At 65.3% G+C, this 22,155-nt stretch carries 18 protein-coding genes, 1 tRNA gene and 1 pseudogene; 10 read left to right on the top strand and 10 right to left on the bottom strand.

The features are described 5' to 3' along the window. Positions 1 to 152: 152 nt before the first annotated feature. A complete protein-coding gene (locus HDG32_RS04245) occupies positions 153 to 2,636 on the top strand; it encodes an AsmA family protein (RefSeq protein WP_184063636.1) in 2,484 nt (827 codons plus the stop codon). A 149-nt stretch (positions 2,637 to 2,785) separates the two neighbouring features. Here the strand turns inward: HDG32_RS04245 and HDG32_RS04240 are convergent, their stop codons facing one another. Then, positions 2,786 to 3,277 (bottom strand): hypothetical protein, encoded by a 492-nt coding sequence (locus HDG32_RS04240; RefSeq protein ID WP_184063633.1) that lies wholly within the window; start codon positions 3,275 to 3,277, stop codon positions 2,786 to 2,788. Between the two features lie 68 nt (positions 3,278 to 3,345). Here HDG32_RS04240 and HDG32_RS04235 point away from each other — a divergent pair, with 68 nt between their 5' ends. The 4 genes from HDG32_RS04235 (at position 3,346) to HDG32_RS04220 (ending at position 7,878) form a co-directional block, all read left to right on the top strand. After that, positions 3,346 to 3,666 carry a hypothetical protein gene (locus HDG32_RS04235; RefSeq protein ID WP_184063630.1) on the top strand — a complete coding sequence of 107 codons (321 nt, stop codon included), beginning with the start codon at positions 3,346 to 3,348 and terminating at the stop codon, positions 3,664 to 3,666. Beyond that, positions 3,663 to 5,273: an ATP-binding protein gene (locus tag HDG32_RS04230; RefSeq protein WP_184063627.1), complete on the top strand. Its 1,611-nt coding sequence runs from the start codon at positions 3,663 to 3,665 to the stop codon at positions 5,271 to 5,273. Before HDG32_RS04235 ends, HDG32_RS04230 begins: the two co-directional genes overlap by 4 nt. Positions 5,274 to 5,353: 80 nt before the next feature. Continuing rightward, entirely contained in the window at positions 5,354 to 5,845 is a 492-nt protein-coding gene (locus HDG32_RS04225; RefSeq protein ID WP_184063624.1) for a response regulator, read from the top strand. Positions 5,846 to 5,904: 59 nt separating this feature from the next. Next, positions 5,905 to 7,878: a response regulator gene (locus HDG32_RS04220; protein WP_184063621.1), complete on the top strand. Its 1,974-nt coding sequence runs from the start codon at positions 5,905 to 5,907 to the stop codon at positions 7,876 to 7,878. 123 nt (positions 7,879 to 8,001) lie between these two features. Here the strand turns inward: HDG32_RS04220 and mscL are convergent, their stop codons facing one another. From mscL to mfd, 4 genes are all read right to left on the bottom strand, one after another. After that, positions 8,002 to 8,448 (bottom strand): large conductance mechanosensitive channel protein MscL, encoded by a 447-nt coding sequence (gene mscL / locus HDG32_RS04215; RefSeq protein ID WP_090804694.1) that lies wholly within the window; start codon positions 8,446 to 8,448, stop codon positions 8,002 to 8,004. Between the two features lie 99 nt (positions 8,449 to 8,547). Then, positions 8,548 to 9,582: a threonine/serine dehydratase gene (locus HDG32_RS04210; RefSeq protein ID WP_184063618.1), complete on the bottom strand. Its 1,035-nt coding sequence runs from the start codon at positions 9,580 to 9,582 to the stop codon at positions 8,548 to 8,550. Between the two features lie 89 nt (positions 9,583 to 9,671). Beyond that, positions 9,672 to 10,904, bottom strand: coding sequence for an acetylornithine deacetylase (gene argE / locus HDG32_RS04205; RefSeq protein WP_184063615.1), 1,233 nt, complete (start codon positions 10,902 to 10,904; stop codon positions 9,672 to 9,674). A gap of 170 nt (positions 10,905 to 11,074) precedes the next feature. Continuing rightward, entirely contained in the window at positions 11,075 to 14,554 is a 3,480-nt protein-coding gene (gene mfd / locus HDG32_RS04200; RefSeq protein WP_184063612.1) for a transcription-repair coupling factor, read from the bottom strand. Between the two features lie 122 nt (positions 14,555 to 14,676). On the opposite strand from mfd, the gene ispD reads away from it, so the two are divergent. Further along, the gene (ispD, locus tag HDG32_RS04195; protein WP_184063609.1) at positions 14,677 to 15,390 is read left to right on the top strand and encodes a 2-C-methyl-D-erythritol 4-phosphate cytidylyltransferase; all 714 of its coding nucleotides are present in this window, start codon (positions 14,677 to 14,679) and stop codon (positions 15,388 to 15,390) included. Between the two features lie 82 nt (positions 15,391 to 15,472). Beyond that, on the top strand, positions 15,473 to 15,952 hold the full coding sequence (gene ispF / locus HDG32_RS04190; RefSeq protein WP_018432029.1) for a 2-C-methyl-D-erythritol 2,4-cyclodiphosphate synthase: 480 nt from the start codon (positions 15,473 to 15,475) through the stop codon (positions 15,950 to 15,952). Positions 15,953 to 15,986: 34 nt separating this feature from the next. Here ispF and HDG32_RS04185 read toward each other — a convergent pair whose 3' ends face one another. The 3 genes from HDG32_RS04185 to ompR form a co-directional block, all read right to left on the bottom strand. Next, on the bottom strand, positions 15,987 to 16,535 hold the full coding sequence (locus HDG32_RS04185) for a peroxiredoxin (protein ID WP_184063606.1): 549 nt from the start codon (positions 16,533 to 16,535) through the stop codon (positions 15,987 to 15,989). Between the two features lie 76 nt (positions 16,536 to 16,611). Then, positions 16,612 to 17,961 (bottom strand): ATP-binding protein, encoded by a 1,350-nt coding sequence (locus tag HDG32_RS04180; RefSeq protein WP_184063603.1) that lies wholly within the window; start codon positions 17,959 to 17,961, stop codon positions 16,612 to 16,614. Positions 17,962 to 18,004: 43 nt separating this feature from the next. Beyond that, positions 18,005 to 18,739, bottom strand: a complete 735-nt coding sequence (gene ompR, locus HDG32_RS04175) for a two-component system response regulator OmpR (protein WP_006048917.1) — start codon at positions 18,737 to 18,739, stop codon at positions 18,005 to 18,007. Between the two features lie 227 nt (positions 18,740 to 18,966). Between ompR and HDG32_RS04170 the strand changes: the two genes are divergently transcribed. Beyond that, positions 18,967 to 19,293 (top strand): hypothetical protein, encoded by a 327-nt coding sequence (locus HDG32_RS04170; RefSeq protein WP_184063601.1) that lies wholly within the window; start codon positions 18,967 to 18,969, stop codon positions 19,291 to 19,293. 307 nt (positions 19,294 to 19,600) lie between these two features. After that, positions 19,601 to 20,532, top strand: a pseudogene (locus HDG32_RS04165) (DUF1501 domain-containing protein); the annotation flags it as partial. Between the two features lie 42 nt (positions 20,533 to 20,574). Here HDG32_RS04165 and HDG32_RS04160 read toward each other — a convergent pair. Beyond that, a complete protein-coding gene (locus HDG32_RS04160) occupies positions 20,575 to 21,411 on the bottom strand; it encodes a squalene/phytoene synthase family protein (protein ID WP_184063599.1) in 837 nt (278 codons plus the stop codon). Positions 21,412 to 21,641: 230 nt separating this feature from the next. Between HDG32_RS04160 and HDG32_RS04155 the strand changes: the two genes are divergently transcribed. After that, positions 21,642 to 21,728 (top strand) — tRNA-Leu (locus HDG32_RS04155). Positions 21,729 to 21,848: 120 nt separating this feature from the next. Here HDG32_RS04155 and HDG32_RS04150 read toward each other — a convergent pair. Further along, positions 21,849 to 22,136 (bottom strand): hypothetical protein, encoded by a 288-nt coding sequence (locus tag HDG32_RS04150; RefSeq protein ID WP_184063597.1) that lies wholly within the window; start codon positions 22,134 to 22,136, stop codon positions 21,849 to 21,851. Positions 22,137 to 22,155 lie beyond the last annotated feature (19 nt).

Here is a 22,155-nt window from a genome sequence, read left to right as displayed (position 1 = left end):
AGGGTGCGCCGGTGGGGCTGTCGGCAAAGCGTGCGCCATGATAAAACGACGAGGCGCAACAGCGCACGACCGACGCGGCGATTCATGCTCGCGCGCCAGGTACGATAACTGCTGCACGGTGCACAACGTAGAACAATACGCGGAGCTTTTCAATGGCAGGGTCGAGCGGCACCGGACGACGGGTCGGAAAAATCTTTGCATGGCTGCTGGCGGCGCTCGTGATCCTGATCGTCGCGCTCGTCATCTTCATCCTGAGCTTCGACTGGAACCGCGCGCGGCCTTACATCGACGACAAGGTCAGCCAGGCGATCGGCCGGCCGTTTGCGATCAACGGCGACCTGAAGGTGGGCTGGCGTCATGCGGTCGGCGAGACCGGCTGGCGCGGCTGGGTGCCCTGGCCGCGCTTTTCGGCGGCCAACATCACGATCGGCAATCCCGACTGGACCAAACAGCCGCAGTTCGCGACGCTCGACGAAATCGACTTCGAGGTCGAGGTGCTGCCGCTGCTCGCGCACGACATCGTGATTCCGGCGATCAACCTCGTGAATCCGTCGGTCGATCTGGAACGTCTTGTCGACGGGCGCAATAACTGGACCTTCAAGCTGCCGTCGTCGAGCGGACCCACCGAGTGGAAGCTCGATCTGCACGATATCGCGTTCGCGAAGGGCAACATCGCGCTGTCGGATCAGCAGAAGAAGGTCGAGGTGCAGATGGTCGTCGATACGCTCGGGCAGCCGATCCCGATCGGCGACGCGCTGAAGCAGCAGGAAGCGGCCTCGCGCAGCGCGTCGGCTCAGGCCGTCGGCCGGGCGGGCGCGCGCCAACTCGCCGCGCAGGCCGAGGCACAGGCGGCCTCGGAGGTGAAGGCGGCTTCCGCAGCGGCGGCTTATGAAGCGGCGGCGCAGGCGTCGGGCGCATCGGGCGCGTCCGCAACGTCGGGCGTGGCCGCGGTTTCCGGCGCGCTCGCGACGAGCGGCGCCGCCGCCCCAGCCGAAACCACCAGCGGGAGCGCCAGCCCGGCCGCGGCTGTCTCGGGGGCGAGCGGCACCGCACCTGGCGCCAGGCGCGCGACGCCGCTTTATGCGATCGGCTGGACCGTCAAGGGCACCTACAACCGCACGCCGGTGTCGGGCAACGGCAAGCTCGGCGGCGTGCTCGCGCTGCAAGACGCGAACCGGCCGTTCCCGGTGCAGGCCGATGTCAAAGCCGGCGATCTGCATATCGCCTTCGTCGGCACGATCACCGATCCGGCGCATCTCGCGGCGCTCGATCTGCGTCTCTGGCTGCAGGGCAACAGCATGGCGCGCCTGTATTCGCTGACCGGCGTGACCTTGCCCGAGACCCCGCCGTACGCGACCGAGGGTCGTCTGATCGGTCAGTTCAAATCGAGCGGCAACGTGTTCACGTATGAAAACTTTACAGGCCGGGTCGGCGGCAGCGATCTGAACGGTTCGTTGACCTATACCGCGCGCGAGCCACGTCCGCTGCTGCAGGGCGAACTCGAGTCGCATCTGTTGCAGTTCTCGGATCTCGCGCCGGTGATCGGCGCCGATTCGAACGCGAGCAAGGCGAGGCGAGGCGACGCGGCCGCGCAGCCGGGCAACCGCGCACTGCCGGTCGAGGAGTTCCGCACCGAGCGCTGGAAGGCGATCGACGCCGACGTCAAGTTCACCGGCCGGCGCATCATCAAGAACGCGAACCTGCCGATCACCGGTCTGTACACGCACGTCGTGATGACCGACGGCGTGCTGTCGCTCGTGCCGCTGAAGTTCGGCGTCGCGGGCGGCTCGCTCGCGTCGGACATTCATCTCGATGGCAGCGCGGCGCCGCTGAAGGGCCGCTTCGCGATGTCGGCGCGGCACGTCAAGTTGAAGCAATTGTTCCCGAGCTTCAAGACGATGCAGAACGCGCTCGGCGAGATCAACGGCGATGCGTCGCTGTCCGCGACCGGTAATTCGCCGGCGGCGCTCGCGGCGACTTCGAACGGCGAGTTGAAGGCGCTCGTGACCGACGGCACCGTGAGTCGTCTGCTGATGGAGGCGGCCGGGCTCAACGTCGCGAACGTCGTCTATGAAAAGCTGTTCGGCACTAGCAACGTGAAGATCAATTGCGCGGCCGCCGATTTCGTCGCGACCGACGGCGTGCTCGAAGCGCGCGTGTTCGCGCTCGACACCGGCGACGCGGTGATCAACATCGACGGTCACGTGAATCTGCGCGACGAGACGATGGACCTGGGCGTGCATCCGCATACGAAGGGCTTCCGGGTCTTTTCGCTGCGCTCGCCGCTGTACGTGAAGGGCACCTTCAAGGATCCGCACGTCGGCGTCAATGCGGCCGCGCTCGCGTTGCGCGGCGGCGCGGCGGTCGGGCTCGGGCTGATCAATCCGTTCGCGGCGCTGATCCCGCTGCTTGCGCCGAGCAACAACAAGCCGCTGCCGTGCGCGCAATTGCTCGCGCAAGTGCGGCAGATGCCGAAGGCGCCGCCGCCGGGCGTCAAGCAGCAGCCGAAGGCGCCGATATCGCTCGAGGGCGCGCCGGTCAACAAGTCTTCGGGCGGCGCGTCGTCGCCAGCCGCGGTGGATCGTAAGCCAGCGACGTCGTCGCCGGCGAGCGCGGCCGAATACAAGGGCAGCTGAGGCGCGGCGAGCGCGTCGATGATGCGATCGCCGAATCAACGGCATGATGCCGCGTGAAGAGCTGCGCGCGGTTGCCGTCGAGCCAGGGTTTCGATGAAGCGAAGAGAACGACCTGTCAGCAGCCCTGAACTTCAGGGTGCCCGATTGGCCTATCTGAGCGAACGTGGTGTTGCATCGCCCGACGCATCCTGGCGACGCACGCCGCGCCGGGTACCGATTCGTGTCGCGCCGAACTCCATCAGAATCTTGCCGCGCGCACGGCTCGCGAACACGAGGAAGCCGAAGCCGTCGGCCTCGTACCAGTAGCCGCCGTTCTCGAGACCATCGAGCGGCTGCTCCAGCGCGTTGGTAATGGATTCGAGGCAGCGCCGCCGCAATTCGGCTGGTGCGGGGTAGGGCGGCTGTGCGCCGCGCACACTGCATAGAAGCACGTCGAGTCCGGGCAGCACGTGTGCATAGAGCACCGGTTCGTCCTGCGCGCGAGCCCGCGCAATCTTGGTGTCGAGTTGACCGAACGGCTTGAAATGCCGCAGAACCGCGAGGAACGACTCGTCGCCGTCCACCTTCGCGCGTCTACGCTTTTTCGGGAAGGACATAAAAATTCGCCTGAAAAAGAATTGCAAGAATCGCTGCGTCCTCATGCGACCACTCCCGGCTTTCGCGCGCCGCACGTCGATGTTTTATAGCATACGACAAGGCCGGATTCACGATGATTCGACGCTACCGCATCGCCCCACCGCCTCCCGCACGAATCATGCCGAACCGCCTCGCCGCGCGCATTCGCATCCCAGCACACCTTGTCTCCATCATAGACGCAGGCGGCGCGGAAAAAACATCCCATCCCAATAAAAAAGTCATCTTTGTGTGGTCGAGCGCTTGCTGGCGCGTCGTTGAAATATCTCTGATTCACGTCGATAATGGCCCGTCCAGCCGCGCGGCGCCCGCCTTGCAGGGCGCGACGGGTGCGCGCGAGCCCCGCCGTTCGAGTGACAGCCTGAACCACAGCCTGAACGCCCTGACGGAACCATGAAACTATTTACCAAAGGTCTGCTGCTGATCGCGATACCGAGCGTGGTCGAACTCGCGCTGCTCGGGGTCGTCTTCGATACCCAGGAGCGGACCGCGCAGGCCGCGCGATGGGTCGACAACAGCAAGCAGATCCTCTACGAGTCGTCGGCCATCGTCGATCCGCTGCTGCGTCAGGCCGCGCGCGTGCGCACGGCGATGGTGACGGGCAGCGCCTCGCTGATCGACCGCCATGCGGTGTGGGTCGACCTGAATGACCGGCTCGCGAAGCTCGATGCGCTCGTCGCCGAAACGCCGGCCCAGGCCGAGCGCGTGCGCAGCATGCGGCGCGCGATCGACGCGTATCGCGAACAGAGTGTCGCGATCTCGCAGGCGTTGCACGAGGGGCGCAGTCTACGCCCCTATATCGCGCTCGAAACCGGCGAGTTGCCGGAGCAGATCGCCGTGTTCCGCGACGAGTTGGCCCAGTTCGGCGCGGCGGCGTCGGCGCTCGACGTCGAGCGCTCGAGCGCGCTCCGCGAGCGGCGCGTGCTTCAGCAGCGCGTGCTGATCGCCGCGGTGTTCGGCTCGATGTTGATCTGGGCGGTCACCGCCTTCGTGTTCGCGCGCGGCATCGGCCAACGCCTCGAAGTGCTGACCGATAACGCCGAGCGGCTCGGCAGCGGCCGGCCGCTCGCGGCGCCGTTGTCGGGCAGCGACGAAATCGCCGCGCTCGACACGGTGCTGCATCAGACCGATGCGCGTCTGCGCGAGGCGGAAGCCGGGCAGGAGGCGCTGAAGACGGAGCTCGAAGCACGGGCGCGCGAACTGGCGGCCGTCAATGAGGAATTGCGCCAGGAAACGCAGGACAACGAGATGTTCATCTACAGCGTGTCGCACGATCTGCGCTCGCCGCTCGTCAATCTGCAGGGGTTTTCGAAAGAACTGCACGTGTCGTGCGACGAACTCGACGTGCTCGTCGGACAGGCTCGTCTGCCGGAGAACGAAGCACGGCGCATGACGCAGATCCTCGATGGCGACGTGCGCGAATCGTTGCACTATTTGCGCACCGCGGTCGCGCGCGCGGCGGCGATCATCGAGGCGCTGTTGCGCATCTCGCGCGCGGGACGGCTCGAATATCAGTGGCAGCGGGTCAGCGTCGAGCGCGCGGTGGCGCGAGTCGTCGATGGGCTGCAAGGCACGATCGGCCAGCGCGCCGCGAGCGTCACGGTGCGCGAGCTGCCGCCCGCATGGGGCGATCCGGCGGCGGTCGAGCAGATCTTCGGCAACCTGATCGGCAATGCGCTGACTTTCCTCGATCCGGCGCGCCGCGGGCGCATCGAGGTCGGCGCGCTCGCGCCCGAACCCGTCGACGAAAGCGAGCCGCGCGCGGTCCGTATGCGCACCTATTACGTCCGCGATAATGGGCTCGGCATTCCGGCCGTGTATCTGTCGAAGGTGTTTCGCGCGTTCCAGCGTCTGCACGGGGACGTTGCAAGCGGCGAGGGGATCGGCCTCGCGGTGGTGCGGCGCGCGGTCGAGCGGCACGGCGGGCGCGTCTGGGTCGAATCGGCCGAAGGCGCCGGATCGACCTTTTTCGTGGTGCTGCCCGAGCAGCCGGCGCGCCTCTGAGCGCCGCGCACGCCGGCGCGGGCACTGCCGCTGCCATTCTCCCGGCGGCATGGATGACGAATCGTTGGGACGGAGAGCCTATGAATCACGCGCAAGCGGTCAGCATCGTTCTGATCGAAGACGACGACGGCCACGCGACGCTCGTCGAGAGGAATCTGCGCCGCGCGGGCATTTCGAACGGCTTCGTGCGCTTTCGCGACGGCCAGCAGGCGCTCGATTACTTCTTTGGCCCCGCGGCCGCTGAGCCGTTGACCGACGCCGACGGCCATCCCTATCCGCCGCGCGAGAATCTGGCGAATTTCGTCGTGCTGCTCGATCTGAAGATGCCGCGCGTCGACGGCTTCGAGGTGTTGCGGCGTCTGAAGGAAGCCCCCGAGACCGCCGCCGTGCCCGTGATCGTGCTGACCACGACCGACGATCCGCGCGAAATCGCGCGCTGCTACGAACTCGGTTGCAACGTCTATCTCTGCAAGCCGGTCGAATACGATGCGTTCATCGAGGCCGTGCGTCGGCTCGGCTTTTTCCTGCAAGTGGTCAAACTGCCGCCGGGGCAGCGGCTCGCGCCGCCCTGAAGCTGTCCGAAAGCCGTTCATGACAAGATGAGCACCGTATCGAGCCGGAGAGCACCTGCATGATCGAAGAAGTGTCCACGCCGCACGCCGCCTATGTGCTCGTCGTCGATGACGACGAGGGCATCTTGCGGCTCGCGCGCAAGTCGCTCGAACGCGCCGGCTGCCGGGTGACGATCTGCGCCGGCGTCGAGGCGGCCCGCGAGCGGCTCGCGAGCCGCGCCCCCGATCTGCTCGTGCTCGATTATCAGCTGAGCGGACCGGAGACCGGGCTCGATTTCTTCCGGCGTCTGCGCGCGGAGGGCGTGCGCATTCCGGCGATCCTCGTGACCGGCTTCACCGACGAGTCGCGCGTGATCGAAGCGCTGCGCGCGGGCGTGTCCGACGTGGTGCCGAAGTCCGGCGACTATCTCGACTATCTGCCAGAGGCCGTGGAGCGCGTGTTGTCGCAGGTGCGGCTGCAACGCGCGTCCGACGAAGCGCTACTGCTGCGCGATCGCGAGCTGCATTACCGCACGCTGTCGGAGACGTTGCCGCATCTCGTGCTGACCTGCGACGCGGCCGGCGATTGCGACTTCCTGTCGAAGCAGTGGTACGACTACACCGGCTTGCCCGAACATGGCTCGCAGGGTCTCGCGTGGCTCGACGCCGTGCATCCCGACGATCGCGAGCAGATCCGGCAAAGCTGGCTGAAGGCCGTCGCGAGCCGCAGCGGCGACTATCGGCACGAGCTGCGGATTCGCCGCCACGACGGCGAGTACCGCTGGTTCGACGTGCGCGTGGTCGCGATGCGCGATGCCGATGGCAACGTCAGCAAATGGTTCGGTAGCTGCACCGACATCCACTCGCAGCGCGAGGCGATCGAGGAGCGCGAGCGACTGCTCGAGTCCGAGCAGGCCGCGCGCCAGGCGGCCGAACAGGCGAATCGCGCGAAGGACCGTTTTCTCGCGATGCTGTCGCACGAATTGCGCACACCGCTCACGCCGGTGCTCGCGGGCGCGAGCGTGCTCGAGATGATCCCGGAACTGCCGGAGCAGGCGCGTGCGAGCGTGCGCATGATCCGCCGCAACGTCGAACTGGAGGCGCGGCTGATCGACGATCTGCTCGATCTGACGCGCGTCGCGAACGGCAAGCTGCGGCTGTCGCTGGAGACCGTCGACGTACACGAGGTGATCGACAGCGTGCTCGAACTCTTTCGCAGCGAAATCCAGGTCAAGCAGCAGGACGTGCATGTCGAGAAGCACGCGACGCATCACTACGTGCTCGCCGATCGCGCGCGGCTGCAACAGATGCTGTGGAACCTGATTCGCAATGCCGCGAAGTTCACGCCGGACGGCGGCCATATCTATGTGCGCACACGCGACGAACGCATGCAGGTGCAGATCTCGGTCGAAGACACCGGCATCGGCATCGAGCCGGAGCAGATCGGCAAGCTGTTCAATGCGTTCGAGCAGGGCGACCAAAGCATGACGCGGCAGTTCGGCGGCCTGGGTCTCGGTCTCGCGATCACGAAGGCTTTGACGGACGTGCACGGCGGCACTGTGACCGCGCAGAGTCCCGGTCCGCATTGCGGCGCGACCTTCACGATCACGCTGCCGACCGCCGCCGCGCCGGCCCCCGCGCCGCCGGTCATCGTGCCGAGCAACGTGCAGCCGGCGAGTTCGCTGTCCGTGCTGCTGATCGAGGACCATGCCGACACCGCCGACGTGATGGCCCAATTGATGCGCGGCTTGGGTCATCAGGTGATGGTGGTCGGGCGCGTCGACGATGCGCTTGCGGCGACGCAGTTGCACAGGTTCGATCTGGTTGTCAGCGATGTCGGATTGCCCGATGGCACCGGTCTCGATTTCGTCAAGGCGTTTCGCGAACATTCCGACGTGCCAGCCGTCGCGCTGACCGGCTTCGGCACCGACGAGGACGTGCGCCGCTGTTTGAGCGCGGGCTTTACATCGCATTTGACGAAGCCGGTCAATTTCGGCCAGCTCGAAGCGATGATCGAAAATGCCGCGCAATTGAAGCGGCGAAAGGATGAGTAAGGCTCGATAAAGCGCAGCGCGCTGAAGGCAGCGTGAAAACACAAAGGCCTGTTGCGACGCCGATCGCAACAGGCCTTTTGATTTCACCGGCTCAGGCCGTCCAACCCGAGCTTGATTCGACGATTAACGCTGCTGGTTGTTCAGCGAATCGCGGATCTCGCGCAGCAGCAGCACGTCTTCCGGCGGCGGCGGCGGCTCCGCCGGCGCGGCTTGCGGCTCCTTGCGCAGTTTGTTGATGAACTTGACCATCAGAAAGATGATGAACGCGAGAATGATGAAGTTGATCGTCGCGGTAATGAACGAACCGTAACCGAACACCGCCACGCCACCCGTCTGCAGGTCTTTATATGATTCGGGGTTGCCTTTGTAAGTGGCCGGAATATGGCCCAGGCGAACGAACAGGTTGGAGAAATCGAGGCCGCCGGTAGCGACCCCGACAACCGGCATGATCAGGTCTTTAACCACGGAATTGACAATGGTGGAAAACGCGCCGCCGATAATCACACCGACCGCCAGATCCATCACGTTGCCTTTGAGGGCAAATTCTTTAAATTCCTGGATCATGCTCATACATACACCTCCCTGATGTGAATAGCCGAATCATACCAACCCGAAGCGGATAGGCTAGTGCTTTAGCCGCAAGGCAACAAGCGCATTTGCTGCGCGTCGCTATTGAGGAAACTGTGACTCGCTATGGCGCGCGCGCTCCAGATGCGCGGCAAAACTGACCGGGTCGATATTGGCGCCGCACAGCAGCACGCCCACGCGTTTGCCCTGCAACTGTTCGCGCAGCGGTCCGAGCAATCCGGCCGTGGCGGCCGCGCAAGCCGGCTCGACCGCGAGCTTCAGCTGATTGAACAGGATCAGCATCGCCTCGCGCAACTGGTCGTCGGACACGGTGACGATCCGATCGACATGGCGGCGGCACAGCTCGTAGCTGTATTGCTCGGTATGCGGCGACATCAGCGAATCGGCGATGCTGTGCATGTGGCCCATTCTGACCGTATGGTTGGCGGCGAAACTCTTGCTCATCACGTCCGAGCCTTCGGGTTCGACGCCGTACACGTGCACGTTCGGATTCGCGAGCCGCAGCGCGGTGGAGACCCCGGCCGCGAGTCCGCCGCCGCCGATCGGCACGATCACCGCTTCGAGGTCGGGCGTTTGCGTGGCCCATTCGTAGCCGAGCGTCGCCGAGCCGAGCACCGTGCGATAGCCGTTGAACGGATGCACGAAATAGCGGCCTTCCTCGGCCTCGACGCGGCGCACCAGTTCGAACGCTTCGGCGAGATCTTCCGCATAGACGATGTCGGCGCCGTACTCGCGGCACAACGCGACGCGGGCCGGATTCGCTGCGCTGAACAGCACGACCTTAGCGCTGACGCCGAGCCGCATCGCCGCATAGGCGATCGCCACCGCGTGATTGCCGCCCGACACGCAGGTGACACCCGCGCTCTTCTGCGCGTCGTCGAGCGCGAGCAGGTTCGTGAAGGCGCCGCGTGCCTTGAAGCTGCCGCCCGCCTGCAGCAGCTCGAACTTGAAATTGACGACGGTGCCGCGCAGCGACGAGAAGTCGAGCCGGTCGAACACCGGCGTGCGCGCGACCCAGGGCGTCAACGCGAAGTGCTGCGCGGCGATGTCGTCGAGCGTGGGGATCGGCTCACCGTCGATCGTGTGATCCGTGTGCTGCGGCATGGCGCTGGACATGGCGGTCGCTCCGGAGTCGTCGATGTCGCTGAGGCCCGTGGCTCGGCGCGCAGGTTCACTGCGGCTGCGCGCCGCTGCAACGAAACGGGCTAAGCGGCCTCGACCGACATGCTGTGGATGAACTTGCGCAAGAAGCGCTCGCACGCGACGAGCTGCTCGAGCTCGACGAATTCGTTCGCCTTATGCGCCTGCTGGATGTCGCCGGGGCCGCAGACGATGCTCGGAATCCCCGCGTTCGAAAACAGGCCGGCCTCGGTGCCGTATGCGACCTTGCGCTTGTCCTGGTCGGCCGTCAGCGCGCGGACGAGCTGCGTGATCGCGGCCTGTTCGGACGAATCGAGTCCGGGCGCCGCGGCGATCTTCGTGATCTCGATCGCGGCCGACGGATGCTCGCGCAGCATTTTCGGCAGCAGCGTTTCGCGCGCGTAGCTGTCGATGCGCGCGAAGATCGGCTCGGGATCGAGCGTCGGCAGATTGCGGAACTCGAACTGGAACTGGCATTCGGCCGGCACCGTGTTGATTGCGTTGCCGCCCGTGATCGTGCTGGTCTGCGCGGTGCTGAACGGCACGTCGTACAGTTCGTCGAAGGGGCCTTGCGCGCGGAACTGGTCGGCCATGTCGCGGATGTAGCAGATCAGGCGAGCCGCGTACTCGATCGCGTTCAAACCCTTCGGCGTCAGCGACGAATGCGCGGCCTGGCCGCGTACGCAGCACTGATACGCGTTGATGCCTTTGTGCGCGATGATCGGGCGCATGCTGGTCGGCTCGCCGACGATGCAGCCGTCCGGCTTCACGCCGCGCTTCATCAGATCGGCGATCAGAAGCGGCGCGCCCACGCAGCCCACTTCCTCGTCGAACGACAGCGCGAAGTGGATCGGCTTCGCGAGCTTCGTGCGCTGCATGTCCGGCACGAGCGCGAGCGCCGCGCCGATGAAGCCCTTCATGTCGCAGGTGCCGCGGCCATAGAGCTTGTCGCCGCGAATCTCCGGCTTGAACGGATCGCTGTCCCATTGCTGGCCGTCCACCGGCACGACATCGGTGTGGCCCGACAGCACGACGCCGCCGTTCGTTTCGCCGTCGTGCGCGGGAATGGTCGCGAACAGGTTCGCCCATTTGCCGCCCTTGCCGTGCGTCAGCGTCGCGTCGATACCGACCGCGCGCAGTTCGTCGCGCACGGTTTCGATCAGGCCGAGGTTTGGATTGCGGCTCACCGTGTCCATCGACACGAGACGGGTGACCCAGGGCAGAGATATCGGAGAAGCGGGGGACGCGGAGGTGGCGGACGACTGCAACGATCGCGCTGTTTCAGCGACGCGAGACATGACATGACTCCAGCGTTTTGTGTCTATCGATCATATCCCAAATTGCATTTTCGTAAGGATGTCCAAAAAGCCGGGCTCGCGTTGGCGCAGCGCAGCATCGATGCAAAAAACGGGGGACGTCCCCCCGTTTTCTGCGGTTTTCACGAGCCTGTGCGCGCAGCGTGCCGCGCTCAGCGAGCCGGCGCCGCCGCCGTGCCGCGGCTCGGCGAACCGAGCGCGCGCAAGGTCTCCTTGACGGTCGCGACGCGCACCGCGAGATCCGGGCTGCGCGTTTCGATACGCAGCTTGTCCTGACCCGCGAGCTTGATGTGCTTGTGCTTCTGCACCATCTCGATGATCCGCATCGCGTCGACGGGCGGATTGGGGATGAACTGCAGGCCGATCACCGCTTCACCGGCATCGATCTTCGAAATGCCGAGCGGCTTCGCGGCGAGCCGCAGTCGATGCGTCTCCACCAGCGCATGCGCCTGCGGCGGCAGCTTGCCGAAGCGGTCGATCAGCTCTTCCTGGATGCCGTCGATCGAATCGTTGTGTTCGCAGTTCGCGAGGCGCTTGTACAGCGACAGACGTTCCTGCACGTCGCCGCAATAGTCCGACGGCAGGATCGCCGGCGAATGCAGGTTGATCTCGGTGGTCGCGGCGAGCGGCGCGGTGAGGTCTGGCTCCTTGCCGTTCCTGAGCGCCCTCACTGCGTCGTTGAGCATGTCGGTATAAAGCTGGAAGCCGATCTCGTGAATCTCGCCCGACTGCTTGTCACCGAGCACCTCGCCGGTGCCGCGAATTTCGAGGTCGTGCATCGCGAGATAGAAGCCCGAGCCGAGTTCCTCCATCTGCTGGATCGCTTCGAGCCGCCGTTGCGCCTGCTTGGTGAGCCCCTGCGGATCGTGCACGAGCAGATACGAGTACGCCTGGTGATGCGAGCGGCCGACGCGGCCACGCAGCTGATGCAATTGCGCGAGGCCGAACTTGTCGGAGCGGTGGATCAGGATCGTGTTCGCGCTCGGCACGTCGATGCCGGTTTCGATGATCGTCGTGCACAGCAGCACGTTCGCGCGTTGCGCGACGAAGTCGCGCATCACCCGCTCCAGTTCCCGCTCGTGCATCTGTCCATGCGCGACCGCGATGCGCGCTTCGGGCACCAGCTCTTCGAGCATCTGCCGGCGATTCTGGATCGTCTCGACTTCGTTGTGCAGGAAGTAGACCTGGCCGCCGCGCTTCAACTCGCGCAGCATTGCTTCGCGAATCACGCTGTCTTCCTCGCGCCGCACGAAGGTCTTGATCGCGAGGCGCTTTTGCGGCGCCGTTGCGATCACCGAAAAGTCGCGCAGGCCTTCGAGCGCCATGCCGAGCGTACGGGGGATCGGCGTCGCGGTCAGCGTCAGCACGTCGACTTCCGCGCGCAGCGCTTTCAGCGCCTCCTTCTGGCGCACGCCGAAGCGATGCTCCTCGTCGATGATCACGAGTCCGAGCCGCTTGAACTGCACATCGGACGACAGCAGCTTGTGCGTGCCGATCACGATGTCGACCGCGCCTTCGTTGATCTGCCGGATCGCCGCGTTGACTTCCTTGGTCGACTTGAAGCGCGACAGCTCGGCGATGCGCACCGGCCAGTCGGAGAAGCGGTCGCTGAAGGTTTGCGTGTGCTGCTCGGCGAGCAGCGTGGTCGGCGACAGCAGCGCGACCTGCTTGCCGCCCATCACCGCGATGAACGCCGCGCGCAATGCGACCTCGGTCTTGCCGAAGCCGACGTCGCCGCATACGAGCCGGTCCATCGGCTTGCCGCTCGTCATGTCGCCGATCACGGCCGCGATCGCGGCGGCCTGGTCCGGCGTTTCCTCGAAACCGAAGCTCTCGGCGAACTTCACGTAGTCCTTCGGTTCGAGCGCGAACGCGTGGCCCTCGCGGGCGGCACGGCGGGCGTACAGGTTAAGCAGCTCGGCGGCGGTGTCGCGGATCTGCTGCGCGGCCTTGCGCTTGGCCTTTTCCCACTGGCCCGAGCCGAGCGAATGCAGCGGCGCGCTGTCCGGATCGGCGCCGCTATAGCGCGAGATCACGTGCAATTGCGCGACCGGCACGTAGAGCTTGCTGTCGCCCGCGTATTCGAGGTGCAGGAACTCGGTTTCGCCTTCGCCGAGATCCATCGTCACGAGACCCATGTAGCGGCCGATACCGTGCTGCGAATGCACGACCGGGTCGCCGAGCTTCAGTTCGGACAGATCGCGCACCATCGAATCGACGTTGCTCGCCTGTTCCTGGCGGCGGCGTCCCGAGCGGCGCGCGAGCGGCCCGTACAGCTCGGTTTCGGTGATGATCGCGATGCCGTCGCCCGGCAGCGCGAAGCCGTTCGCGAGCGGCGCGACGCCGAGCGAGAAACGCGCGTCGCTCTTGAGCCAGTCGGCGAAGCTGTCGGCCGAGGCGGGCTTCAGCTGGTTGTCGGCGAGCAGTTGCAGCAGCGTCTCGCGGCGGCCCGCCGATTCGGCGGCGAACAGCACCCGGTTCGGCGTCGTGCTCAGATACGCGCGCAGCGCCGAGACGGGATCGTCGGCGTGACGATCGATCGCGAGGTTCGGCAGCGCGATCGACCAGGCGCCGTCGCCGTTGGTGGGCAGCACGAGCCGTGCGAACGGTTTCGCGAAGGTGAAGAAATCCTCGTCCGACAGGAACAGCTTCTGCGGTTCGAGAATCGGCCGGTCGCGGTCGTGCGACAGGAAATTGAAGCGCTGCTTCGTGTCGTTGGTGAAGCGCCGGATCGCCGCGTCCAGATCGCCGACGAACGCGAGTTGCGAACCGTCGGGCAGGTAATGGAAGAGGGTGGCCGTCTCCTCGAAGAACAGCGGCAGATAGTATTCGATGCCCGCCGACGGCACGCCGTTGCCGATGTCTTTATAGATCGACGCGCGGCTCGGATCGCCCTCGAAAGTCTCGCGCCAGCGGCTGCGGAATGCGGTGCGCGCGGCCTCGTCGAACGGGAATTCGCGGCCCGGCAGCAGGCGCACGTCCTTGACCGGATAGAGGCTGCGCTGCGTGTCGGGGTCGAACGCGCGGATCGAGTCGACCTGGTCGTCGAACAGGTCGATCCGGTAGGGCAGCGGCGAGCCCATCGGGAACAGATCGAGCAGCGAGCCGCGCACGCAATATTCGCCGGGACGCACCACCTGGCTCACGTGCTCGTAGCCGGCGAGCGTCAGCTGCGCCTTCAGCTTCGCTTCGTCGAGCCGCTCGCCTTGCGAGAACGAGAACGTGTAGGCGGCCAGAAACGATGCAGGCGGCATCCGGTACAAGGCCGTCGTGGCCGGCACGAGCAGGATGTCGCAGCGGCCTTCGCCGAGGTCGTGCAGCGTCGCGAGACGCTCGGAGACGAGGTCCTGGTGCGGCGAAAACGTGTCGTAAGGCAGCGTCTCCCAGTCGGGCAGGAGGCGCACGCGCGCGTCCGGCGCGAAGAAGCCGATTTCCTGCGACAGCCGCTGCGCGTCGACCGCGCTTTCGCAGACCACCGCAAGCAGCGGCATCTTCTCGCGATACGCGAGATGGTAGCGGGCGATCAGCAGCGCGTCGGACGAACCGCGCGTGCCGTCGAAGGCGAAACGCTGGCCGGCCTTGACGAGCGCGACGGGCGGGGAGGACTGCGAGGATGCGGCGATGTCTGGCATAAAGGAGAAAAAGGGGCGGCTCGGGGCTCACGCGACGGCCAAGTTTACGCGTGTACGGGCGTGGATGCGAAGGACCTATTATAAAATCCGTCCTTTACTTTGATTTGGCGGCATCCGCACTCGTGACTTCCCGTCTCTTTGCCCTGATCCCGTGCGCAGGCTCCGGCAGCCGTTCCGGTGCCGCGATGCCCAAGCAATACCGCACTGTCGCCGGCCGCGACATGCTGCATTACTCGCTCGCCGCGTTCGACGCGTGCAGCGAATTCACGCAGACGCTCGTCGTCATCGCGCCCGACGACCAGCACTTCGACGCCCGCCGCTTCGGCAATCTGCGCTTCGCGGTGCGTCGCGTGGGCGGCGCGTCGCGCCAGGCGTCGGTGCTCAACGGTCTGCACGCGCTCGCCGAGTTCGGCGCCCACGACGCCGACTGGGTGCTCGTGCACGACGCGGCCCGGCCGGGCATCACGCCGGCGCTGATCCGTACGCTGATCGGTTCGCTCAAGGACGATGCGGTCGGCGGCATCATGGCGTTGCCGGTCGCCGATACCTTGAAGCGTATCGACCGCGCGTCGGCCGATGGCCGCATCGCCCATACCGAAGCGCGTGACGGCTTGTGGCAGGCGCAGACGCCGCAGATGTTCCGCATCGGCATGCTGCGCGAGGCGATCCTGCGCGCCCAGGCCGACGGCCACGATCTGACCGACGAGGCGAGCGCGATCGAATGGTCGGGCCACGCGCCGAAGCTCGTGCAAGGCAGCCTGCGTAACTTCAAGGTCACGTATCCGGAAGATTTCGATCTGGCCGAGGCGATTCTGAGCCGCCCCGCCGGTTCGTGAAACCGCGCCTGGGCACATTGGAAAGATTTAGAAAGGCTTTAAAGAAGCTTTAAAAGCTTCAGCACTTGAGGACGTGACGCACATGGATTTCAGAATTGGGCAGGGCTACGACGTGCATGCGCTGGTGCCGGGACGCGCGTTGATCATCGGCGGCGTAACGATTCCGTACGAGCGCGGGTTGCTCGGTCACTCGGACGCGGATGTGCTGCTGCACGCGATCACCGACGCGCTGTTCGGCGCGGCCGCGTTGGGCGATATCGGCCGCCACTTCTCCGATACCGACGCGAAGTTCGCCGGCGCCGACAGCCGCGTGCTGCTGCGCGAATGCGTGGCGCGCGTGAAGGCGGCCGGCTTTGCGATCGGCAACGTCGACAGCAGCGTGATCGCGCAGGCGCCGAAGCTCGCACCGCATATCGAAGGGATGCGCGCCAATATCGCGGCGGACCTCGGTCTGCCGATCGAGCGCGTGAACGTCAAGGCAAAGACGAACGAGAAGCTCGGTTATCTCGGCCGCGGCGAGGGCATCGAGGCGCAGGCCGCGGTGTTGCTGGTCAGGAGCTGAACGGGATTTTTGTTTGGGTGACGGGCGGTGCCGCTTACAGCGTCGCGCCGCCAATCGTCCGATTGCTCGGACACAGCTCGTCCGTTTGCAGGCCGTCGAGGATGCGCAGCACTTCTTCGGGATTACGGCCCACGTACAGATTGTTGACCGACACGTGCTGGATCGTGTTGTCCGGATCGACGATAAAGGTCGCGCGCAGCGCGACGCCCGCTTCCTTGTCGCGCACGCCGAGCTGGTCGATCAGCTCGCCTTTCACGTCGCCGAACGAGTAGTGGTTGAGCCGGTCGAGCTCCTTGTACTCGCGGCGCCACGCGAGCTTCACGTATTCATTGTCGACGCTGCCGCCGAGCAGCACGGCCTCGCGGTCCTCGAACTCCTTGACGAGCTTGTTGAATTCGACGATTTCCGTCGGGCAGACCAACGAAAAATCCTTCGGATAGAAGTAAATGATTTTCCATTTGCCTCGAAACGACTGCTCGGTGATGTATTCGAACGCCGAGACGCCGTGTTCTTCGTGATGGTTGAAGCCCGGCTTGGCGGCAATGACGGTGAACGCTTCGAGTTTATCGCCAACGGTTTTCATGCAAAGGCTCCTTCGGAAGTCGCAACAAGCGGCGTGTTTCGAATGGCGACGGCGCGCGGTGCCGCGCGTCGTCGGCTCACGCGCTTCTCGCGAGCGGAAACTCGATCGTCACTTCAAGCCCTGGTCCGGGCGAGCGGTTGCGCAGCCGCAGCGCGCCGCGATAACGGGCGACGAGCCGCTGCACGATCGCCATGCCGAGGCCCGTGCCGTTGGCCTGGGTGCGCGCCGAATTCACACGATAGAACGGCCGCGTGACGAGCGCGAGCTGGTCTTCGGGAATGCCGGGGCCTTCGTCGACCACCGAGAGTTCGACGCGCGAGTGCGACACGCGCGTTTCGAGAATCACGTGCGGCACACCGTCGCCGTCGCTGAGGCCATATTTGCGCGCGTTCTCGAGCAGATTGCCGACCACGCGACGCATGTCGGTTTCATCGGCCTCGATCACCGCCGACGGAGCGAGCCGCGTGATCAGCCGCATGCTGTCCTCGCTTTGCATGCGTGCGGCGAGTTCGCTCGCGATCACCGAGAGGTCCACCGGTTCCGGCACACGCTGAACGGGACGCGCGTAGTCGAGGAAGCGGCCGATGATCATGTCCATCTGCTCGATGTCGTCGACCATCGCGTCCTTGGTGGGCTGATCGGACGGGCTCATTTCGGTCTCGAGCCGCAGCCGTGCGAGCGGCGTGCGCAGATCGTGCGAGATGCCCGCGAGCATCAGCGCGCGGTCCGCCTCGAGCTGTTCGAGGTCGCGCACCATCTGGTTGAAGCTTCGATTGGTTTCGGCGGCCACACCCATGCCGCGCTCGGGCAGCGGCTCGGGCGATTGCCCCGAGCCGACCCGGCGCGCGGCCATCGCCAGACGCGCGAACGGCCGGTTCACCAGACTCGTGATGAACGCCGCGCCGAACAGCGACAGCGCGAGCGCGAACACGCCCCAGCCGGCCCATTGCAGGCCGGTGGCGTTGTCGAGCTGATCGCGGTCGAGCGCGACCCAGTAATCGTCGTCGTCGATCTTGAAGCTGATCCATACGCCGTTGATATCGTTGACGCTCTGCGCGATTATGGTGTCGTCGCCGAGACGGCCGCGGATATCGTGCTCGATCAGGCGATTCAACGATTCGTCGGGCTGGAGTTTGTATTTGTCGGTGGCTTCGCGCGGGTACACGCGCACCCCTTCGTTGCTCTCCAGATCCTGCAGCAGCGCGCGCCGCAGGTCGGGATCGGAATAGAGGAGTGCGGTGCGCGTGAGCTTGACGATCGCGACGAGTTGCAGAGCCACGCGCTGCGCGCGCGGCTCACGCTCGATCACGCGAAAGCTCTGGAACCACGCGGCGAGACTGACTGCGATCAACAGCGCGATCAGCAGAAAGGTCCGCCAGAAAAGGCCGCCGAACGCGAGCGTCAGGAGGCGCCGGTCGATCCGCATGGGCCCTTCTTATGTGACACAGAAACGAAAACGGAGCACAAACTCAGGCTGCACCGTCGGGGATGAAGACGTAGCCGAGGCCCCACACGGTCTGAATGAAGCGCGGGCTGCCCGGATCCGGCTCGATCAGCTTGCGCAGACGCGAGATCTGCACGTCGAGGCTGCGGTCGAAGACCTCGTATTCGCGCCCGCGTGCGAGTTCCATCAGCTTTTCGCGCGACAGCGGCTGACGCGGATGACGCGCGAATACCTTCAGCACCGAGAACTCACCGGTGGTGAGCGGAATTTCCTGGCCGGCCTTGGTTAGCGTGCGGGTGGCGAGATTCAGCGCGAACTCGCCGAACTCGAAGACCTCGGTGGTCTCGGACGGAGCACCCGGCAATTCGGACGGCGACTGGCGACGCAGGACCGCGTGAATGCGCGCGACCAGTTCGCGCGGATTGAACGGCTTGGGCAGATAGTCGTCGGCACCCATCTCGAGGCCGACGATGCGATCGACATCCTCACCCTTGGCCGTCAGCATGATGATCGGCGTGCGGTCGTTGCTGCCGCGCAGTCGCCGGCAGATCGACAGGCCGTCCTCACCGGGCAGCATCAGATCGAGCACCAGCAGATCGAAGCGCTCGCGCACCCAGAGCTTGTTCATTGACGGCGCATTTTCGGCGACGTAGACGTTGAAGCCTTGTTCACCGAGGTAGCGGCGCAGAAGATCGCGCAGGCGTGGATCGTCGTCGACGACGAGGATTTTCGAAGGGTTTTTGGTTTCCATGGTCGGCATCTTAGCGCGATTAGAAAGTGGTGCGCGGTTACACCATTTCTGGGGTTACAGTCGGTTACAAAATTTACCCGCGGTGTGGCGCGACGTAAAGTATGCGCGTTTAGACTGCTTTACTGAATGCGGCTGTTCGGTGGATACTTCACTCGACAAAACTCTCGCACCCGGCTGTTACCGGGGTTTGTATACGCATCTGAGGTAGCCGGTTGCCGCGCCACGAAGGGAACAACATGAAGGGAGGGGTTTGGCCAAACGTGCGCCTGAGCGTGATTGTACTGGCGGTTGCCGGTACGCTGGCAGGCACACTGGGCCCGACGCTCGCTCATGCGCAGCCGTCCGCGGATAGAGCGGCGAGCGAGCATGCGCCCCGCTCGGGTAATGGCAGAACCAGCCGCCACAACCCGAGCATCGATCGCCCTGCCTCTGACGCGATGCTGCGCACCGCGGTTCCCCCCGATCTCGATCAACGTCGCCGCGACGGGCATATGACGCCCGAAGAGCGTCGGCTGTTGCGGCAGCACATCGAAGACGCCGTGCGCGAGTTGTACAAGCGTTAATCCCAGCGCGCGCATTGCCGCGTGAAAAATCCCGTTGCACTCACGAGCGCGCGCCGCGAAGCGATATCGCGACCTCCCGACTGTATTCAAGCCGATCCCAACGCGCGCCGAGCGCAACGCATGGACGCCGGATCAGCGTCACATCTCCGACACGCCGGACCCGGCACGCGTCGAGCCGATCGCCATGCAGTTTCGCGCGAGCGGTTATGACATCGAGGTGACGCTACGCGCGCTCGGCGAGAACCTATTCTATCCGCCGAACGTCAAAGGATGGCCGGGCGGCGCGTCCTGGATCAACAGTTCGACGCTGAAAGGCGGCAACGACGGTTTGAACACCGTGATCCCGTTCGCCGATCCCGCGTACCTCGTGCTGCGCAAAAACATCGGCATCAAACGCGAACAGATGATCCAGATCGACGAGCGCACCGCGCTGCATCCCGCGTTGGAGCCGCTGATGCCGCTCTGGCGCAGCCGGCAGCTCGCGATCGTGCAGGGCGTCAGCTATGCGCAGCCGAACCTGTCGCATTTCCGTTGGATCGAGATCTGGGATACCGCGTCACGCTCCGACCAATATCTGCGCGACGGCTGGCTCACGCGCGCGTTCGCGATGAGGCCGGTGCCCATCGGTTTCGCGGCCGACGGCGTCGTGATCGGCAGCGCCGAAATGGGGCCGCTCGCAAACGGCGCGCGCGCGATCGCGCTGGTCAATCCCGCGCAGTTCGTCAGGGCCTCTCGACTCGCGACGCCAGTGTCCTTGCACGAGCGCAATCCCGCGCTCGCGCCTATTCTCGACGTCGAAAACGACATCGTGAAAGCGGCCGATCGTCTGCGTGCGACGCAAGGGCAGCCTCAGTTGAAGACCGCGTTTCCGGGCGGCGCGTTCGGCAGTTCGATCAAACCGGCAATGCAGGTGCTGGCCGCTTGGAACACGCTGAATAGGGCCGGTGGAACGATACGCTCGTGATGACGTACGCGGAATTCGGGCGCCGTCCGCGCGAGAACCAGAGCAACGGCACCGATCACCGCACGGTGGCGCCGGACTTCGTCACGGGCGGTCGCGTGCAGGGCGGTTTGTTTGGCGTGCCGCCGATGCTTGCGCGGCTCGAGGGGAATGGCAACCTGCCGGTCGGCGTGGATTTTCGCCAGCTTTATGCGACGGTGCTCGGGCCCTGGTGGGGGTTGGACGCGCCTGCGACTCTGCAGCAGCGGTTCGAGCCGCTGCCGTTGCTGCGGGCGTGAGCGCTGGGCGCTGGGCGCGAATCGACGCGCCCGGCTGTCAGGCTACTTCGCGCGCCACGCGATCCATAGCTTGCGGATCGGCGTCAACGCGATGCGTTGATGCAGCACGTGATAACCGTCGCGCTCGATTTCATCGAGCAACGCCAACGCGAGCGCCGCGAGCGCGAGCAGCGTGCGCTGCGCGCGCCGCGCGCTGGCGGGCACCGCGGCGAGCGCGGTCTGCACCGCGTCGCGCGCGCGATTCGTTTCGAACCGCATCAGCTCGGTGAAAGCGTCGGTGTATTTGCGGTTGATCAGATCGGCGGCGGTGACGTTGTAGCGTTGCATCTCGTCGATCGGAACGTAGATGCGGCCGTGCCGGGCATCGTTGCCGGTTTCGGCGACGAACTGCGCGAGCATCAGCGCCTCGCCGAGCGGAGCGGCCCACGCCGACCCATGCGCGGCATCGTCGGCCGATCCGGTTGCAGCCGCGCGCGACACCAGCGACGCAAAATTGCCGCCGACACCATGCACATAGCGGCGCAGGTTCGGATAGTCGAGATAGCGTGCCTGGTCGAGATCCATCTCGAAGCCCGCGAGCAGTTCCTGCAGAGCCCGATATTCGGCCTGCGCGTCGGGCAGATAGGCCGCGAGTGCCTTGGACACCGGATGCGACGGCGAGCCCGCGGCCAGCGCGGCGATTTCTTTCTGCCACCACGCGAGCTTCGTGCGGCCGACCGCCGGATCGCTCGTCTCCTTGACCGTTTCCTCGAACTCGCGACGCAATGCGAAGAGCGCCGTCAACAGCGGCTGACTGGCGGCGCGCGCCTGGCGAAGCGCATAGTAGGTGCTCGATCCTGGGGGCGCCGCTTTCTGCTGGCAATAGTCGTCGAAATTCACGGGATGAGAGTGTGGGGAAGGACTGGCGAGAAGGGCGCCGACGTCCGTCGCGGCGCCCGTCTCGACGAGCCGAAAATTGTAGCATCGGCGTCGCGCGCGCAGATACCGCCGGGTGCAGACAAGCGCGAATCAATCGGTTAGAATCTCGCGCTTACGCTTTCGGGCACGTGTTCAGCGCGCTTGGGAGTGCACAGGACAATCGGGTGCGACGCATTGCGGCGTACCCGGCTGCGAGGGTGGCGAAATTGGTAGACGCACCAGGTTTAGGTCCTGACGCCCGCAAGGGTGTAGGGGTTCGAGTCCCCTCCCTCGCACCACTTATTGGTAGTCGAGAAAAACCCCGTCAAGTCTTTGGACCGACGGGGTTTTTTCTTTTTTGCGCGGTCTTCTGAAAGGCCTCAGTGTTGCTCCGCTGCCTTTCATCGCGACCGCGCGACTCAGGCACCCGGCGTTCCCGGCGCTTCCTGCGAGCCCGGCAATTCCGCTTGCGCGGCGCCTTCGAGGAAACGGCGCGTCGACTCGAACGCCTGCAGCATCTGGTCCGGCCACGGCGTTTGCAGCATCACCGCCTGATGATTTTCAAATGCCGACGACAGCAGTTTCGCCAGTTCCGGCGAACGAAGATGCCGCAGCACGACGCTGACCGCGATCGCGGTCGCCTGGCTCGCGCCGGCGGTCTGGAGTTCCGACGCGGTGAGTGCCGCGACCTGTTTGTTGATGTCCACTGAAACGTCCCTGGATGAA

The organism is Paraburkholderia sp. CI2, from assembly GCF_014201055.1.
Lineage (GTDB): Bacteria > Pseudomonadota > Gammaproteobacteria > Burkholderiales > Burkholderiaceae > Paraburkholderia > Paraburkholderia tuberum.
This window is presented reverse-complemented; position numbering and strand designations above follow the sequence as displayed.